This is a genomic window from Curtobacterium sp. VKM Ac-2861 (genome assembly GCF_013204965.1).
Lineage (GTDB): Bacteria > Actinomycetota > Actinomycetes > Actinomycetales > Microbacteriaceae > Curtobacterium.
The window spans coordinates 331,345-348,356 of the sequence record NZ_JABMLA010000001.1; the positions used below are offsets into that span (position 1 = coordinate 331,345).

At 71.5% G+C, this 17,012-nt stretch carries 17 protein-coding genes; 8 read left to right on the forward strand and 9 right to left on the reverse strand.

Annotated features, from left to right (window positions below):
- Nucleotides 1-14: 14 nt before the first annotated feature.
- Complete coding sequence (locus HQQ88_RS01490; RefSeq protein ID WP_173168438.1) at nucleotides 15-269, forward strand: Rho termination factor N-terminal domain-containing protein; 255 nt, start codon at nucleotides 15-17, stop codon at nucleotides 267-269.
- Here HQQ88_RS01490 and HQQ88_RS01495 read toward each other — a convergent pair.
- Nucleotides 263-1,261 (reverse strand): alpha/beta fold hydrolase, encoded by a 999-nt coding sequence (locus tag HQQ88_RS01495; RefSeq protein WP_123292630.1) that lies wholly within the window; start codon nucleotides 1,259-1,261, stop codon nucleotides 263-265. The genes HQQ88_RS01490 and HQQ88_RS01495 overlap by 7 nt on opposite strands.
- Nucleotides 1,262-1,405: 144 nt before the next feature.
- Between HQQ88_RS01495 and HQQ88_RS01500 the strand changes: the two genes are divergently transcribed.
- Entirely contained in the window at nucleotides 1,406-1,609 is a 204-nt protein-coding gene (locus HQQ88_RS01500; RefSeq protein WP_111085656.1) for a hypothetical protein, read from the forward strand.
- A gap of 45 nt (nucleotides 1,610-1,654) precedes the next feature.
- Here the strand turns inward: HQQ88_RS01500 and HQQ88_RS01505 are convergent, their stop codons facing one another.
- Complete coding sequence (locus HQQ88_RS01505; protein WP_123672725.1) at nucleotides 1,655-1,918, reverse strand: hypothetical protein; 264 nt, start codon at nucleotides 1,916-1,918, stop codon at nucleotides 1,655-1,657.
- 76 nt (nucleotides 1,919-1,994) lie between these two features.
- Here HQQ88_RS01505 and HQQ88_RS01510 point away from each other — a divergent pair, with 76 nt between their 5' ends.
- Nucleotides 1,995-2,954: an SDR family oxidoreductase gene (locus HQQ88_RS01510; protein ID WP_173168439.1), complete on the forward strand. Its 960-nt coding sequence runs from the start codon at nucleotides 1,995-1,997 to the stop codon at nucleotides 2,952-2,954.
- A 203-nt stretch (nucleotides 2,955-3,157) separates the two neighbouring features.
- Here HQQ88_RS01510 and HQQ88_RS01515 read toward each other — a convergent pair whose 3' ends face one another.
- The gene (locus HQQ88_RS01515; RefSeq protein WP_173168440.1) at nucleotides 3,158-4,384 is read right to left on the reverse strand and encodes a cobalamin-independent methionine synthase II family protein; all 1,227 of its coding nucleotides are present in this window, start codon (nucleotides 4,382-4,384) and stop codon (nucleotides 3,158-3,160) included.
- A gap of 79 nt (nucleotides 4,385-4,463) precedes the next feature.
- Between HQQ88_RS01515 and HQQ88_RS01520 the strand changes: the two genes are divergently transcribed.
- Nucleotides 4,464-5,471 carry a transporter gene (locus tag HQQ88_RS01520; RefSeq protein WP_123938218.1) on the forward strand — a complete coding sequence of 336 codons (1,008 nt, stop codon included), beginning with the start codon at nucleotides 4,464-4,466 and terminating at the stop codon, nucleotides 5,469-5,471.
- A gap of 112 nt (nucleotides 5,472-5,583) precedes the next feature.
- Here HQQ88_RS01520 and HQQ88_RS01525 read toward each other — a convergent pair whose 3' ends face one another.
- From HQQ88_RS01525 to HQQ88_RS01545, 5 genes are read right to left on the reverse strand one after another with little or no spacing between them, the layout of a single operon-like run.
- On the reverse strand, nucleotides 5,584-6,606 hold the full coding sequence (locus HQQ88_RS01525) for a Gfo/Idh/MocA family protein (RefSeq protein ID WP_173168441.1): 1,023 nt from the start codon (nucleotides 6,604-6,606) through the stop codon (nucleotides 5,584-5,586).
- A gap of 44 nt (nucleotides 6,607-6,650) precedes the next feature.
- Nucleotides 6,651-7,655, reverse strand: coding sequence for a Gfo/Idh/MocA family protein (locus HQQ88_RS01530; RefSeq protein ID WP_173168442.1), 1,005 nt, complete (start codon nucleotides 7,653-7,655; stop codon nucleotides 6,651-6,653).
- 44 nt (nucleotides 7,656-7,699) lie between these two features.
- A complete protein-coding gene (locus tag HQQ88_RS01535) occupies nucleotides 7,700-9,091 on the reverse strand; it encodes an ABC transporter substrate-binding protein (RefSeq protein WP_173168443.1) in 1,392 nt (463 codons plus the stop codon).
- Complete coding sequence (locus HQQ88_RS01540) at nucleotides 9,088-10,032, reverse strand: carbohydrate ABC transporter permease (RefSeq protein WP_111085649.1); 945 nt, start codon at nucleotides 10,030-10,032, stop codon at nucleotides 9,088-9,090. Before HQQ88_RS01540 ends, HQQ88_RS01535 begins: the two co-directional genes overlap by 4 nt.
- Nucleotides 10,033-10,035: 3 nt before the next feature.
- Nucleotides 10,036-10,914, reverse strand: coding sequence for a carbohydrate ABC transporter permease (locus HQQ88_RS01545; protein ID WP_173168444.1), 879 nt, complete (start codon nucleotides 10,912-10,914; stop codon nucleotides 10,036-10,038).
- A 254-nt stretch (nucleotides 10,915-11,168) separates the two neighbouring features.
- On the opposite strand from HQQ88_RS01545, the gene HQQ88_RS01550 reads away from it, so the two are divergent.
- Together HQQ88_RS01550 and HQQ88_RS01555 are read left to right on the forward strand one after the other, a co-directional pair.
- Complete coding sequence (locus HQQ88_RS01550; RefSeq protein WP_173168445.1) at nucleotides 11,169-12,449, forward strand: ROK family transcriptional regulator; 1,281 nt, start codon at nucleotides 11,169-11,171, stop codon at nucleotides 12,447-12,449.
- A gap of 93 nt (nucleotides 12,450-12,542) precedes the next feature.
- Complete coding sequence (locus tag HQQ88_RS01555; protein ID WP_173168446.1) at nucleotides 12,543-13,352, forward strand: DUF1684 domain-containing protein; 810 nt, start codon at nucleotides 12,543-12,545, stop codon at nucleotides 13,350-13,352.
- A gap of 181 nt (nucleotides 13,353-13,533) precedes the next feature.
- On the opposite strand, the gene HQQ88_RS01560 is transcribed toward HQQ88_RS01555, so the two are convergent.
- Nucleotides 13,534-14,094, reverse strand: coding sequence for a histidine phosphatase family protein (locus HQQ88_RS01560; RefSeq protein WP_173168447.1), 561 nt, complete (start codon nucleotides 14,092-14,094; stop codon nucleotides 13,534-13,536).
- Nucleotides 14,095-14,156: 62 nt separating this feature from the next.
- On the opposite strand from HQQ88_RS01560, the gene HQQ88_RS19320 reads away from it, so the two are divergent.
- Both HQQ88_RS19320 and HQQ88_RS01570 read left to right on the forward strand, forming a co-directional pair.
- Nucleotides 14,157-15,728, forward strand: a complete 1,572-nt coding sequence (locus HQQ88_RS19320; protein ID WP_173168448.1) for a reverse transcriptase family protein — start codon at nucleotides 14,157-14,159, stop codon at nucleotides 15,726-15,728.
- A 9-nt stretch (nucleotides 15,729-15,737) separates the two neighbouring features.
- Nucleotides 15,738-16,958, forward strand: coding sequence for an acyl-CoA dehydrogenase family protein (locus HQQ88_RS01570; protein ID WP_173168449.1), 1,221 nt, complete (start codon nucleotides 15,738-15,740; stop codon nucleotides 16,956-16,958).
- Nucleotides 16,959-17,012: the final 54 nt, after the last annotated feature.

The window sequence follows — 17,012 nt, forward strand, 5'->3', positions numbered from 1 at the left end:
TACCGTGACGCACCATGCCGAACCAACTCAAGAAGCCGGACATGTACGAGGAGCTCCGCAAGGAGGGCAACTCGAAGGAGAAGGCCGCGCGGATCAGCAACGCCGCAGCGGCCCGCGGCGAGGAGGCCGTCGGGAGGAAGGGCGGCGAGTCCGGCTCGTACGACGACTGGACCGTCGCGGACCTCCGGAAGCGGGCGAAGGAGCTCGGACTGACCGGGTACTCGTCGAAGCGCAAGGCCGAGCTCGTCGGGGCGCTGCGGGATCACTGACCGAGGTCGGCGACCGCGTCGATGCCCTCGGCGATCTCCGCCGCGTGCGTGTGGTGCAGGTAGTGCCCGCCATCGAGCAGGACGACCTGGCCGTCGGTCACCGACGCCGCCTGCTCACGGTGCAGGCGCTCCCACCCCGGCACCTCCGGGTCGTCGCCCACGACGAACAGGCGGACCGGCAGATCGGCGGGGAACGCGAGGCTGCGGGCGTGTCGGAAGTTCGCGCCGAGGTGCTCGTACTCGTCCAGGTACGTCGCGCGCATGCTGGTGCGGTGTGACAGCAGGGTCATCTGCTCCTTCTGCGCATCGGTGTAGGGCAACCCGGCGTACGCGTCGCCGGACACGGCCGTGAGCACACGGGCGAGCCCGGTGGCCTTCACGAAGCGGAACAGGCCGGACCCGACGGCTTCGTCGATGCCGGGCTGTGTCGGCACACTGCTGTCGATGCCGACGAACGCCTGCACCTCGTCCGGGTACGCGTTCGTGTACTCGAGCGCGTAGATCCCGGCGACCGAGTGCCCCGCGAGCACGTAGCGGTCGATGCCGAGGGTCGACAGTGCCTGGTGCACCTCGTCGACGATGTTCGCGCTGGTCCGGGGCCGGTCGGTGCCGTCGCTCAGGCCGTACCCGAGCGGCTCGACGACCACCACCCGGTGCGTGTCCTGCAGCCGGTCGACGAGCGGGGCGAAGTCGATCACGGGGGATGCCGTGCCGAAGCCTGGCAGCAGCACGACGGTCGACGCCCCGGACCCGGTGACGGCGACGTTGACCCGGCCGCCGGTGACGGGGACGAGTTCGCCGTACGGGCGGATGTCGTCCCGTTCCGCCGCCGTCGCGATCGCGTCGTAGGTGGCCGTGCCGCCGAGCGTGAGGGCGCCGAGGCCGACGAGCCCGACGAGCGAGAAGCCGATGATCCGGAGCGGGCGACGGCGTCGGCGTGCAGGGCGGGCCGGAGTGCTGGTGGGGGTGGCCGTGGGGTGGTGCGTGTCCATGCCTGCACGCTAGGTCCGGCCTGCGGGGCAGCACATCGGAGCACGGTACCGACGTGCCTCGCCCGCGTCGTACCGCGGGCTGACGTCGGGCGACCGCACGGCGGGCGCGGCATGGGGGAGAATGGCCGGGTGAACGAGACGGGCATGCCGCGCTTCCGACGGATCTGGTCGACCGTGCAGGTCGGCGTGCTGGCGATCGCCGTGGCGTTCTGCATCGTGATGCTCGTCATCGGGCAGGGGAAGCTCGACCGCGTCTACGCCGTCGCCGCGATCTTCTTCGGCCTGGCGCTCGTCGGGCACAGCACGTACCTCTGGCTCCTCGCCCGGAACGCCCGCACCGGCCGCTGAACCGAGGGGGCCGACGCTTCGTCTCCGGTCTCGGCTCGGCTCCGGCTACACGCCGAAGCGCAGCGCCAGCGGCACGAGCAGTCCGGCCACCCAGACGAGGACCATCACGAGCGCACCGATCGCGATGAACCGACGGCGACGACGCAGCTTCGGACTCCGCTCCTCGCCCCACATCTGTGCACGGACCAGCACCCGGTTCGCCTGCTCGACGACCTTGCGGACCTCGGGGTCGTCCAGCTCGAGGGCACCGGACCGGGCGTGTTCGGCGATGACCGTGGCTTCGTCGACGGTCAGGTCGTCCTTGCGCATGCTCCATCCTCGCACCGGGGCGAGGGGTACGGCCCGTCTGTGCGGGAACGGACCAGCAGGCGCGTACCAAGGACGCATGGGACATCGGTACCGCGGGAAGATCGTCGTCGTCACCGGAGCATCGAGCGGCATCGGGAGGGCCGCGGCGCACGAGTTCGCCCGACAGGGTGCCACGCTCGTGCTCGCCGCACGCGGCCACGACTCCCTGGAGGCCGCCGCCGCCGAGTGCCGTGCACTCGGGGCCGATGCGGTCGCGATCCCGACGGACGTCGCCGACGAGCACCAGGTCGAGGACCTCATCGGCACGGTGACGAGTCGGCACGGGCGGATCGACGTCTTCGTCGGCAACGCGGCCCTGTTCGTCTACGGCCTGTTCGAGCAGACCCCCACCGAGGCGTTCAAGCGGGTCGTCGACACGAACCTCTACGGCCACCTCAACGCGATCACGCACCTGCTCCCGCACTGGAAGCAGCGCGGCACGGGCACCTACGTGCTCGTCGGCTCGATCCAGTCGCTGCTGTCGGCGCCCTACCAGTCGGCCTACGTCACGAGCAAGCACGCGGCGCTCGGCCTGGTCGACGTCCTCGGTGACGAGTTCGCGCACACCGGCATCCGCTTCACCACGCTGCTGCCGTCGACGATCGACACGCCGATCTACCAGAACGGCGCCAACTACACCGGCAAGAACTCGCACCCGCTGCCGCCGACGGTCTCGGTCGAGCGCGCGGGTCGTGCCGTCGTGACCGCCGCCACGCACCCGAAGCGGTACCGCTACGTCGGCCGCATCCAGGCGTCGCTCGTCCCGCTGCAGTACGTGTTCCCGGGGCTGTTCCACAAGATCACGAAGCCGATGGTCGAGACTTTCGCGCTGCGCGGGAAGGGCGACCCGACCGACGGCAACCTCTACGCCCCGGCGGACGCCGGCAACGCCACGAACGGCGGCTGGGTCGCGAAGCGACGGCGCGTCACGCGTCCCGTGCTGTGGGCCGGAGCGCTCGTGGCGATCGCGGCCGTCGCCCTGGGCCGACGCCGCTGACGGCCTGGAGGCGCGGTGCCAGCCCGTGCCGTGCCTCCCGTCCGCCCGTGCGTGGGTGCACAGCCGGGCGTACCTCCCCAGACCGGGCGTACCTGCACGAAACGGGCGTACCTCGCTAGAACGGGCGTACCTGCCGTGATCTTCGTGGCAGGTATGCCCGTTCTCGCTTGCTACCGCAGCCGTTCTGGGAAGGAACGTGCGGCTCAGAAGAGCTTCGCGCTCGCGCGGCGTGCACCCTCGCCGAGCGACTCGAGCTTCGCGGCGGCGATCTGCGGGTGGATGCGGCCGCCCAGGCCGCAGTCGGTGCCGGCGATGACGCGCTCGCGCCCGACGACCGAGGCGAACCGCTCGATGCGCTGCGCGACCAGGTCGGGGTGCTCGACGACGTTCGTGGCGTGGCCGACGACGCCGGGGACGATCACCTTCCCGTCGGGCAGCGTGACGTCCTGCCACACGGTCCACTCGTGTTCGTGGCGGGCGTTCGCGGCCTCGAACGAGTACGCGCCGGCGTCGATGTCGAGCATGAGGTCGACGATGTGGCGGAGCTCGATGTCGGTGGTGTGCGGGCCGTGCCACGAGCCCCAGCACAGGTGGAAGCGGACGCGGCTGGTGTCGAGCCCCTCGAGCGCGTGGTTGAGCGCCTCGACGCGGATGCGGGTGAAGGCGCGGTAGTCCTCGAGGCTCGGTTCCGGGTTGATCTGGTCCCAGTTCTCGGCGATCGAGGGGTCGTCGATCTGCAGCACGAGGCCCGCGTCGAGGATGATCCGGTACTCCTCGCGCAGGGCGTCGGCCCAGGCCCAGATGTGCTCTTCGTCGGTGGCGTAGTACTCGTTCGCGACCCGGGCCGCGGAGCCGGGGGAGAGCGCGGTGATGAAGCCGTTCTCGGCACCGGCCGCCTCGACCGCGTGCTTGAGGTTGTGGGCGTCGGTGCGTGCGGCCTCGTGCCCGGTGTAGGCGATCGGGCCGGTCGTGGTGGGGAAGGCGGTGGCGTTCTTGCCGGTGCCGATGCCCGACGCCGGGTCGGTGTAGGCCTCGCGGAAGATCGTCCAGTCGCGACGGTCCGGGAAGCTGGTCAGCTGGACGTTGCCCGGGCTCGAGCGGACCGGCTCCTGCGTGAAGATGTCGGCGTCCGTGAGCGAGAGTCCGCTGACGCGCTGGAACGAGTAGCCCCACCACGCGCCGTAGTCGACGCTGTTCGACATCGCCTTGCCGAACTCGCCGTCACCCGGCTGCGTGATGCCGAGGGAGGTCTGGCGGGCGACGACGTCGTCGACGGCCGCGCTCGTCATCGCGCGGACCTCGTCGGTGGTCTCGAGGGTGAAGCCGTCGGCGCCCACGGGGCGAGCGGCGTTCGCGGCGATGAGCTCCGGCGTGCGCGGGAGGGACCCGGCGGTGGTGGCCTGGACGTGGTCGCTGTTCTCGAAGGGCATCGGCCCAATCTGCCACTGTGGCGGCACGGTGGCCGGGGCGTTACGCGGCGCGACGCGAGCCGGGGAGAATGGAACCCCTATGCCCAGCGCACGTCCGACCTCCCGCATCCCGCTCAACACCCTCGCCGCACCGTTCGGCCTGGCCGGCTTCGCGGAGACCTGGTCGTACGCGGCGCCCGTCCTCGGAGTGCCGGCCGTCGTCCCGCAGGTGTTCTGGGTGGTCGCGGCGGTGGCGTGGTCGTGGCTGCTCGGCGCGCACGTCCTGCGGGGCGTCCGGGTCGACGAACGCCTGGTCGACCAGCTCCGCCATCCGGCGCAGGGCCCGATCGCCGCCCTGGTCCCCGCGACGGCGATGCTCCTCGGCGTCGACCTCGCGCGGTTCTGGGAGATCGGGGGGCAGGTCCTCGTGCTGCTCGCGGTGGCGGTCGCTGCCGGGTTCGCGGCGTGGTTGCTGAGCACGTGGTTCGAGGGGCGCCTGACCCTGGAGGCCGTGCACGGCGGCTACCTGCTGCCGACGGTCGCCGCGGCCCTCGTCGCCGCCGTCGCCACGCACGAGGTCGGTGTGGGCTGGCTGTCCTGGGCGTGCTTCGGCGTCGGCGTGTTCTTCTGGGGCGTGATGACCGGGCTGCTCCTCATCCGGCTGTCGTTCCGCCCTGCACTGCCCGACCCGCTCGTCCCCACGATGGCGATCCTCGTGGCTCCGCCCGCGGTGGCGACGGTGTCCCTGTTCGCGCTCACGGACGACGCCCGAACCCTGCCCGTGCAGGCCATCGCGGGCCTCGGGGTCCTCATGCTCCTCGTGCAGCTCGCCCTGCTGCCCCGGTACGTCCGGCTCGGGTTCTCGCTCGGGTTCTGGTCGTTCGTCTTCCCGGCTGCGGCGGTCGCGACGGCGGCGATCGAGTGGTTCCGGGTGCTCGACCTGCCGGTGGCGTGGGTGCCCACGACCGTGCTGCTCGTGCTGCTCACCCTGCTCGTCGTCGTGGTCGGGGTGCGGTCGCTGAGCCTGGCCGCGCGGCACCTGCTCGGGCAGGCCGAGTCGGTGCTGCACGCCGCCGACGACGAGGACGCGGCACCCGCGACGCACTGACGTGGTGCCGACGGTGGCGCGGTGCGTCAGCACCCGTTCTGCGACGAACCACGCGTCGAACGACTCGTGGTTCGTCGCAGAACGGGTGCGCGGTGCGACGGATCCGCGCGGATCAGGCGCTGACGGTCTCGTCCGCCGTCAGCACCGGGGCGATGGTCCCCGTCCGGGCACCCTCGTACGCCGCCAGGATCATGCCGAGCACCGCGATGCCCTCGCGCTCCGTGTGGATCGGCCGCGTACCGTCGCGCAGGCACGCCCCGAACGCGCCGACCTCGGCCGCGAAGGTGTCGACCTCGTCGAAGGTGACCGACTCGCTCGTGCCGTCGCGCAGGTCCCACCGCAGCGTGGTGCCGTCGCTCGTCAGGGCGCCGTGTTCGCCGACGACGCTGAACCGCTCGGTGCCGGCGGCCGGGTCGTACGCCCAGCTCGTCACGAGCTGGCCCACGGCGCCGTTGTCGAAGCGGAACAGGGCCTGCGCCGAGTCCTCGCCCTCCATGAACGCCAGCCGGTGCGTGGACAGCATCGCGGTGGCCTGCACCGGGACGCCACCGGCCAGGTGCATGAGCAGGTAGCTCGGGTGGTACCCCGTGTCGATGAGCTCGCCGCCGCCGCTCGTCGACGCGTGGGCACGCCACCCCATGTTCGACGGGTCGAACTCGTTGCGGAACGAGTCGGTGGTGCGGACCTCGTAGACGGTGCCGAGCGCCCCGCCGTCGATGAGTTCCTTGGCCTTGGCGACCGCGGGCATGAACAGCTGGTTGTGCGCGCACATCAGGGTGATGCCGGACTCGGACACCGCGCGCTGCACGTCGGCGGCCTCGTCGGGGCTCAGGCACAGCGGCTTCTCGCACAGCACGTGCTTGCCCGCCTTCGCCGCCGCGACGATCGCGTCGCGGTGCAGGTGGTGCGGCAGACAGATGTCGACGGCGTCGATGTCGGCCTGCTCGAGCATGGCGAGGTAGTCGGTGAAGAACGGGACGCCGAGCTCCGCCCCGCGTTCCTCGGCCGTGGCCGCGAATGCGTCGGCGACCGCGGCGATGCGGATCGTGTCGGGGTGCTCGGCGTAGCCGGCGATGTGCGCGGACGCGATGCCGCCCCCGCCGATGAGGCCGACGCGGATGATGTCGCTGGACATGGTGACTCCTGTGGTTGGTTCGAGGTGCTGGACTGCTGGGGCGGTCAGGCGGGTGCGCCGACGAGGGCGTCGCTCGTCGCGGGCTGGCCCGCGGCGTCGTTCGCGGCGACCACCAGGCGGGTGAGCTCGACGGCGCGGGCGAGGTTGTCGTCGGCACGCGTGTCGGCGGCGATGTGGTCCACCCACTGACCGAAGGCGTCCTGGGCGTCGGCGGGGACGTCGAGGGTGACCGGCTCGTCGCCGTAGGCCGGTCCGCCGGCGGTGAGCCGGGCCTCCTGGTCGGAGTACGCGAGCCAGCCCCGGGTGCCGGCCACGTCGATCGTGAACGGCGTGCCCGCAACGAAGCCGGCCTCGATGACGCCGATCGCCTGCGAGGCGTAGCCGACGGTGACCACGGCGTGGTCCTCGACCGCGCGGCCGGTGTAGGAGCGGTAGACGGCCTCGACGGTGTCGGGGCGGGCACCGAGGAACAGCTGCGTCAGGTAGACGGGGTGGCAGCCGAGGTCGGTGAGGGCGCCGCCGATCGCCGTCGCCGGGTCGAAGAAGCGCTCCGGCAGCCACGGTGCGACGGCACCGTCGTGCGAGAGCCGGACGCGGGTGTACGTGACGTCGCCGAGGCGGCCCGCGTCGAGCTCGCGCCGGATCGCGGCCGTGTAGCCGTGGTAGAGCCGCGGGAGCGAGACCACGAGCGTGACCCCGGCGGCATCGCAGGCGGCGATGACCGCGTCGCACTCCTCGACGGTGGGGGCGAGGAGCTTCTCGGTGAAGACGTGCTTGCCGGCCGCTGCCGCGCGCTCGATCACGTCACGGTGGACGTCGGTCGAGGTCGTGATGGTGACGGCGTCGACGTCGGTGCGGGCGAGCAGCGCATCGAGGTCGTCGGTGTACTCGACGCCGAACCGTTCGGCGCCGGCTCGGCCGCGCTCGGTGTCGTCGTCCCAGACGGCCACGAGCTCGGTGCCGGGGTGGTCGACGGTCTGCTGTGCGTAGTCGCCGGCGTGGACGTGCCAGAAGCCGAGGACGGCGACGCGCAAGGGGGTGGAGGGCATGTGTCGGTGGTTCCTTTCGTGGGGGACGACCAGAGCGGTCCCGCTCAGATCTGGACCTTGTCGTAGTCCTTCGGCAACTTGAACGGCGAGTAGGTCTGCATCATCGGGTCGACGCGGTTCTGCGCCCGCTCGACGGCTTCCTGCGGACTCGCGGTGCCGAGCAGGACGCTCGACCGCGCGTCGGCGAGGGAGTCCCACCACGCGCCGCCGACGGGCAGCGGTGGGCGGCAGGTCGACGCGCCGATCGACTCGGTGAAGAAGCGGATCGACTTCGCGGAGCCCTTCGGGTCCTTGAGCGCCGCGATGTTCGACGGCACGCTCGTGGCCGGCACCATGTAGGTCTCCTGGCCCTGCTTGCTCGTGAAGTACTTCATGAGCTCCCACACGGCCTTGTTCTTCTTCGAGCCCTTCGGCACGCACAGCGCGAAGCCACCGGACCACGTGTACTTGTCGCCGCCGTCCTGCTGGGTCGGCAGGTACGCGGTGCCCCAGTCGAGGTCCTTCGGCCCGTAGTTGTCGAACGTCTGGATCGTCGAGGGGACGCTGACCATGAACGCCATCCGGTCCGCCATGAACGCGGTCTGTCCCGGCGGGTGTCCGGTCGGCTCGTAGGTCGCGATGAAGGTGTCGGCGTCCTTGTAGCCGTACCGCTTCGCCCAGTCCTCGTAGAACTCGAAGATGCTGCGGACGCTCTTCGAGTCCATCGTCATCTTCGAGTCCTGCTGGTCGAAGTACGACGCACCGAGGCCGAGCCCCCACGTGAACGGCCAGCCCTCGCCGTACCAGGGGAGCAGTCCCATGTGGGTGTAGTTGCCACCGGACTTCTTCGTGATGCGTTCGCTGACGTCCCACATCCGGTCCATGCTCACCGGGCCGTTGTGCTCCCAGTCGAACTCGTCCGGGTCGATCCCGGCGCCGGTGAGCATCTTCCGGTTCACGAACATGCCGCGGGCGTCGGTGTCGTGGGGGAGACCGTAGGTCTTGCCCTGGTAGCTGACCTCGCCGATCGTGAACCCGAGCCACTGCGCCAGGAACTCGTCCTTCGGCTGGTCCTCGAACTCCTCGATCATGTCGTCGATCGGTTCGATGAGCCCGATCGCCGCGTACTGCGCCGCGCTGAACCGGTCGAGGAGCCACAGGTCGGGGGCGGTGCCGCCGCGCACGGCGGTGATGATGCTCGTGGCGTCGCCGGTGCCCTGCGACGGCACGACGTTGACCTTGACGTCGACCTCGGGGTGGATCTCGTTGAAGTCCTTGATCACCTTCGTCTGGAACGGCACGAACGTACCGGTGACACCCCAGATCGTGACCTGGTTCGGGTTGCTCCGGCCGCTCGAGCCGGAGGCGCACGATGCGGCGAGGAGCGCGAGCGCCCCCGCACCGCCGGTCGCGGCCGCACCGCGCAGGAACGTTCGTCGGTCGAATGCGCTGCTCACTTGAAGCTCCCGATCTGGACGCCCTTGATGAACGTCCGCTGGAACACGAAGAACAGGACCACGAGCGGCAGGATGATGAGCACCGATGCCGCCATCAGCTGGTTGAACTGGAAGTCCTGTGAGTTGTTGAGTCGGAAGATCTGCAGCCCGATGGACAGCGTCTGCACGTTCTCGTCCTGCAGGTAGATGAGCGGCCCGAGGAAGTCGTTCCAGGCACCCACCGCCGCGAAGATCCCGACCGTGACGAGCGCCGCCTTGGCCTGCGGGAAGACGATCCGCCAGAGGATGCCCCACTCGGAAGCGCCGTCCATCCGCGCCGCATTGAGCAGGTCCTTCGGGATCTGCAGCAGGAACTGCCGCAGCAGGAAGACGTAGAACGCGGACCCGAACAGACTCGGCACGATGAGGGGCAGGAAGGTGTTGATCCAGCCGAGTCGGGCGTACAGGTCGAACATCGGGATGAGCGTGACGGGGAACGGGATGAACAGCGTGGCGAGCACGACGTAGAACACCTTGTCGCGGCCGCGCCACTCGAGGCACGAGAACCCGTACGCGATCACGAGGTTCGAGACCATCGAGAAGAGCGTCACGCAGACCGTGATGATGAGCGTGTTCCGGAAGAACGTGAAGAACGGCATCGCGTCGATCGCCTTGCCGAAGTTCGACCAGTCGAGCCACTGCGGGAACCAGGTGGGCGGGAAGGCACCGAGTTCGGAGTTGCCCTTCAATGCCGAGATGACCATCCAGTAGATGGGGATGAGGAACAGCAGGCTCATCGCGATGAGGAGCACGCGGGCGAGGACGGACGACCACGGTGAGCGGATCGAGCCGTCGGCGTTCCGGGAGCGGTCGTCGGCCCCCTTGCGACCGCGGGGCCGGACGGACTCGATCGACGAGGTGACGGTGTCGCGGTCCGGGTGTCGTTCAGTGCGCAGTGTCATCGGTCACTCCCCGGTCACGTCGTAGTTGACGAAGCGCTTGGACAGCCAGTACACGAGCCCGGACAGGATCATGCCGGCCAGGAACAGCAGCACGGCCATGGCGCTGGCGAACCCGAGCTGCGCGTAGCTGAACGCGTTCTTGTAGAGGTAGAGCATGTAGAACAACGTCCCGTTGTCCGGGCTGCCGAGTCCTCCGGTGCCGGACGAGATCACGTACGCCTCGGTGAAGACCTGCAGGCCGTTGCTGATGCCGGTGATCAGGTTGAACAGGATCACGGGGGAGAGCAGCGGCAGCGTCAGCGCGAAGAACTGCCGAAGCGGTCCGGCCCCGTCCACGCGAGCGGCTTCGTACAGGGTCTTCGGGATCCCGCGCAGCCCGGCGAGGAAGATCAGTGCCGCGTTGCCGGCACCCATCTGCGCGAGTGCGACGATGACGAGCTTCGCCGTGGTCGGGTCGCCGAGCAGGTTCGTCGCCGGGATCCCGACGAGCTTCATGACCTGGTTGACGAGGCCGGTCTGCGGGTTGACGAGCACCACGAAGATGAACGCCAGCGCGAAGGTCGGGATGAGCGACGGGATGTAGAGGGCCGTCCGGTACCAGCCGATCTCGCGGACGTCCTGGTTCATCGCGATGGCGATCACGATGGCGATGACGATCCCGACGGGCACCGCGATGACGGCGTAGAACAGGGTGTTGCCGACCGCGGTGTGCACGAGCGGGTCGATGAACGCGGCGACGTAGTTGGCGAACCCGACCCAGGTGATGTCGGCCATGCCCGAGTACCGGGTCAGGCTGATCGCGAACGAGTAGATCAGGGGGTAGGCGATGAACACCAGCACGCCGAGGATCCACGGCGAGATGAACGCGATGCCGACGCGCATCCGGCGCTTCTCGGCCGGGGTCCACGGATGCTTCTCGCGTGGTCGTCGACGGACCGCGACGTCACCGCCCGTGCGCGTCCGTGGTGGTGCAGTGGTTCCGGATCGTGCGGTCGTCGTCACGAGCGTCCCTTCCGACCCCGTGCCACGCCGGTGTGGCACGGGCGAATCCGTCGTCGGACGGGCGAACCGATCGCACCGTCGCGGTTTCAATCCAATTGATTGACAAATTCGTATGACCAGAGATGCTAGGGACCATGTCCGAGCCGCGTCAACCCCTTCCTGACACCGTGGTGCAGGGCAGAACGGGCGGCACGAACCTCGTGCGCGTCGGGGTCCAGAACCGTGCGCTGGTGCTCGATCTCGTCCGTCGCCGGGGACCGTTCGCCCGCGCCGAGCTGATGCGTGCGACCGGGCTCAGCGCGCAGACGGTGTCGAACATCGCGGCCGGACTCGTGGCAGCGGGACTCGTGCGCGAAGCACCGGGCGGCGGGCGACGACTCGAGGTCGTCGCGGGGTCGCGGTCGGCGATCGGGGTCCACCTCGACCCGGCGCACCTCGTCGTCGTGCGCACCGACCTGACCGGAGCCGTGCTGGCCGTCGAGCACGTCGACCTGGACGCGACGGACGACCCGGCGCGGACGCTCGACACGATGGCGGCGGCGGTGCACCGGGTCCGCGGCGACGGCAGTCGGGCCCGTTCGCGCACCGGCGTGCCCGCCCCTGCCGGCATCGGCCTCGCCGTCCCCGGCTCGATCGACCCCGACGGCGTCCGGATGGGCACCCCCGCGCAGTTGCCCGCCTGGTGGTCGTTGCCGGTCACCGACGAGCTCGCCGCCCGGACGGGGCTGCCCGTGCGGCTCGAGAAGGACGGCGTCGCGAGCGCCCTCGGCGAGGTCTGGTCCGCTGCCGGTGCCGACGACCTGGTCTCCGTGTTCCTCGGCCACGGCATCAGCGCCGCGACGGTCGCCGCGGGCGAGGTGGTCCGCGGCGCGACCGGCAACGCCGGCGAGTTCGGTGGCATGCCCGTCGAGGCGCACGGGCGCTGGACCGAGGTCTGGGAAGCCTGCCAGCCCCTGCAGCAAGTCCGGCGCGGGATCGACGCCGGGCTGCTCCCCAGGGGCATCCCGCTCGACCGCGCCAGCGACGTCCGGCACGCGTTCGAGCGGCTCTGCGCGACGCCGTCCGCAGCGCCGCTGGTCGCCGAGGCCGGCGCCGCCCTCGGATCCGCGCTCGCCCACGTCGTCGAGTTGCTCGACGTGCCACGCGTCGTGATCGGTGGCAGCGCGGCCCTCGCCGGCGGCGACGTCTTCATCGCGGCCGTCCGCGAGCGGCTCGCGGTCCGGCTGCCGAACGGACCGTTCCCGACGGTCGCAGCGACCGCCTTCGGCGAGGCCTCGGTGGCCCGTGGCGCCGCCTGCGCGGTGCTGCAGGCCGACCTCGCCGTGCCTGCCCCCGTCGGCCGCGGCGCCGGCGTCGGTACGGGGCGTCGACCGGGAGGCCCGGTGCACGTCCGCAGCATCGCCCACCCCTGGTGAGCGGGACCGTCCAGGGCCTCGGGTCGGCCGTGCGCGTGACGTCGCGCGACGGGGACGTCGCGTTCGCGGCCCGGGCGTCGTAGCGTCGGGGGCATGAGCACGACGACGCCGACCGCACCCGACTCCAACACCGAGTGGGCGGCCTGGCACGACGCCCACGAACGAGCCCGGGCGAGCGAGCACGGCTTCCTCGCCATCACGAGCATCCGGTGGCTGACGAGCACGCCCGAGCGGTTCGACGACGTTCCGGGCACGTGGTCGACGGGCGAGGACGGACCCGTCGTCGAGCTCGCGGACGGCGAGACCATCACGGTCGACGGGCAGCCGGTCACCGGCACCCACCGCTTCGGACCACTGCCCGAGCGCTCGAGCACGAACGTCGTGTGGCAGGACGGCGACGAGACCGTCGTGATCGAGGTCGCCCGTCGTGGCGGCAGTGACGTCATCCGGCCCCGGCACCCGGGCAACCCGACCCGGACCGAGTACCCCGGCACCCCGACGTACGAGCCGTCGGACCGGTTCGTCGTCGACGCGCACTTCGAACCGTTCGACGAACCGCGCGAGGTCCCCGTCGGCTCGGTCGTCGACGGGCTGCAGCACGTGTACGCAGCGCCGGGCGTCCTCACCTTCGACCTCGACGGGCCGCGGTCGTTGCTCGCGTTCAACGGGCACGGCGACGGTCTGCACGTCCTGTTCACCGACCGCACCAGTGGCGTCACGACCTACGCCGCGAACCGGAGCCTGGACATCGCCGCCCCGGATGCCGCCGGCGCGACCCGGATCGACTTCAACCGCGCCACGAACCTGCCGTGCGCGTACACCGCGCACGCCACGTGCCCGCTGCCGCCGGCCGAGAACCGGCTCGACGTCGCGGTCGAAGCGGGGGAGCGGCTGCCCGTCTGACCGGTGTCGCTCGGGGCCGCGCACTCCCGCCCCGGTCGACGCCGAACGACGAGGTCGATGTCGTACGACGTCGAGGACGTCGTACGTTGCGCGCGCGGGTCGTTGCAGCCGCGCGGGACCGACAGGGCCGATGTCGTGCGACGTCCACGGTGTCGTTCGGCGTCGGCGGTCGGCGTGCGCGTCAGCCGGAGGGCACGCGCTGCCAGGTGCTCGTCGCCCGCCACGCCCGCGCATCGAACGCGAACACGCTGCCCATGCCGGGTTGGTCGAGCGCGCGTGACACCGGCGCTCCCGTCAGGTCGGCGAGGAGCAGCGCCCCGACCGCACCGTGCGACACGATGGTCGCGTCGCCCGCCGCAGTGAGCCGCCGGACCGCTCCGACGATGCGGGCCTGGGCGTCGACGGCTCGCTCCCATCCGCGGACCGATCGGGTCGGCTCCGCGAAGAACCGGTCGACGACACCCTCGAACTCGGCCGGCGGCAGGTAGCCCGTCGCGCTGCGGTCGATCTCGCCGAGCACGGGTTCCTGCGCGGGCACGAGCCCGACCGCGGCCCCGAGCAGCTCGGCGGTCTCGACGGCCTTGCGCTCCGTGCTCGACACGAGTGTCCGGACGCCCGGATCCCAGGACAGCGGACCCGACCGCGCTGCGCGTGCGCGTCCCGCGGCGGAGAGCCCCCACGACTCGATCGCGACGGCGGGTTCCACGACGACCTCGGCGTGGCTCAGGAAGTACGAGACCATCCGGCGATCCTGGCACGGACCGGGGTGGTGCGCGCGTCGGGGGCCAGCCGTAGGGTGAGCGCGTGGAGTTCCCGGGGGAGGCGGCCGGCGCGCGTGACGCGTCGACCTCTCCGGGGTCACCCCGGGGCACGCAGGACCAGCAGGACGACACGCCCCGAGCAGGCGAGCGCGCTCCGCGCGCGCCGCTGCACGGAGGCACCGACAGGTCCTCCGGGAACCCCACGCCCCTCTCCGTCGTCACCGCGGCGCTGGCAGATGCGTTCCTGACGGCCGAGCGGTGGGAGCCGGACGAGCTGACGGCCGTCGGGTACGTGGTCGTCGGCGTCGAGCGCGCGTACGTCGGGCTCGCGGTCGCCGCCGCGCTCGAGGCGTACCCCCGGCCACCGGTGGACGCTCCGCGCCAGCTCGCCGCCGTGCTGGCCGTCGCACCCCGGCTCGTGGCGCTGCACCGGTCGCGCGAAGACCGCCGACCGGTCCGCGTGCTCGTCCGCCGGGCCACCGCGGTGCGTGCCCGTCCGGAGACCGCGAGTCCGTTGCTCGTCGACACCCTGCCCGAGCTCGCCCGGGCACTCGACCTCACCGTCGGCCGGTTGCTCTGGCTCGCCGACACCCGCGCGTGGAACCGTCGCTCCGGGCCTTCGAGCCCGCTCCACCACTACCGGCACGAGTGGATCACCCGACCCGGTCGAGCACCGCGCCTGCTCGAGAAGCCGATGGACGTGCTCCGCCGCACGCAACGGACGATCCTCGACGAACTCCTGACGATGTTGCCCGTGCACGACGCCGCGCACGGGTTCGTGGCCGGGCGGAGCGTCGTCACGGGAGCGGCCGTGCACACCGGCCAGCAGGTCGTGGTCACCGCCGACCTCACGACGTTCTTCGCGAGCGTCAGCGCCCCGACGGTCTACGGCGTCTTCCGGGCCGCTGGGTTCGCTGAACCGCTCGCGCACGTGCTGACCGGGCTGTGCACCCACCGGGTTCCGGTGCACGTGCTCAGCGCGATGCCCGCCGGTGGCTCGCCGGAGGAGCGCCACGCGCTCCGCCAGGCGCTGGCGACGGCGCACCTGCCCCAGGGGGCACCGACGTCGCCCGCGCTGGCGAACACCTCGCTCCGGCACCTCGACGCCCGGCTGGTCGGGTGGGCCGGCGCCGTCGACGCGGTGTACACCCGCTACGCCGACGACCTGACGTTCAGCGGGGGAGACCAGCTGGCCGCGCGACCGGACGCGTTCCTGCGGGGCGTCGACCGGATCGTGACCGAGCAAGGGCACCGCCTCAACCCGTCGAAGACCCGGGTGCGGCGCCGCGGGGTCCGGCAGTCGGTCACGGGCGTCGTCGTCAACGAGCGGACCTCACCAGGGCGCCGCGAGGTCGACCGGCTGCACGCCGTCCTGCACAACGGCCGCGGTGCACGGGCCGGCCTCGCAGAACCGTGCGGGACACCCGGAGTTCCGGGCGCACCTGCTCGGGCGCATCGGGTGGGTCGAGCAGGTCAACCCGGGCCGGGCCCGACGGCTCCGCGACGAGTTCGCGCGCATCGTGTGGTGAGGCCGTCCGCGCACCGTGTGACGTCCGGTTGCGCTCGGTTGCCCCGCGTTGCGTCGCCCTGCCGCTCGCCGCGCGCACCTGGGTAGCGTGCCGCCATGTGTCCGAGTGAGCTCCCGGCCGACGACCGCTACGACGCGCTGATCGCGCCGCTCCGGCCCGTCATCGAGCGGATCGGTCTCGACGCCCGCCAACGGGAGCGCGAGGAGCGTCTCGCCACGGACCAGCTCGGTTGGCTCGTCGACGCCGGCTTCGCACGGTGGCGGACGCCGGTCGCGTGGGGCGGGGTCGGTGCCCGTCTGTCCGACGTCTTCCGGGCGATCGCCGAGATCGCCGAGGTCGACCCGAACCTGGCGCACGTGTGGCGGAACCACTTCTCGTTCGTCGAGGACCGCGTGCACGCCGAAGGCACCGCGTTCGACCGTGCGATCGTCACGCGGCTCGGCGACGGCGAGTTCGTCGGCGGCGGGTGGAGCGAGTCGCCGAACACGACCGGGGTCGACCTCACCACGCGGATCGTCCGCGACCCGGACGGGTCCTGGCGGTTGACCGGTCGGAAGTTCTACTCGACGGGCAGCGTGTACGCCCGGTGGATCACGGTGCTGGCGGTCGACGACACCGGCGCGAAGTCCGTCGCGCTCGTCGACGCCTCCGACCCCGGTGTGCTGATCGGCGACGACTGGGACGGCTTCGGCCAGCGGATCACCGGCAGCGGGAGCGTGACCTACACCGACGTGCCGGTGCCCGACGAGCGGGTGCTGCCGTACGCGACCCGGTACCCGTACCAGGAGCAGTACTACCAGACGGTGATGCACGCGATCCTGGTCGGCATCGGCCGCGCTGCCCTGCGCGAGGGCGTCGAGGCGCTGCGGTCCCGGGCGCGCGGACACCACAACGGCACCGCGGCGGATCCGACCCACGATCCGGAGCTGCTGGGCGTGATCGGCACCGTCGACGCCCGGGTGCACGCCGCCGACGCCGCGTTCGCCGCGAGCCTCGGCCCGGTGGACGCGGCTGTCGACCGGCACACCGCCCTGCGTGCGGCCGGTGCGGACCCGTCGACGGACCCGACGCTGCGTGCGGCGCTCGAGCGCAGCTGGGTCGCGGTGGCGCGCGCGCAGACCATCGTCACCGACGCGGTGCTCGACGCGACGACGCTGGTGTTCGACGCGCTCGGGTCCTCGGGGACGTTCCGCTCGCTCGGCCTCGACCGGCACTGGCGGAACGCCCGCACCCTGGCGTCGCACAACCCGCGCGTGCACAAGCGCCGCATCGTCGCCGACCTGCTCGTCAACGGCGCGAGTCCGCTGGACCGCTGACGGCAGACCGCTCCGCCGTAACGGACCGTCACGGGGCGCAACCCGCCGACACCT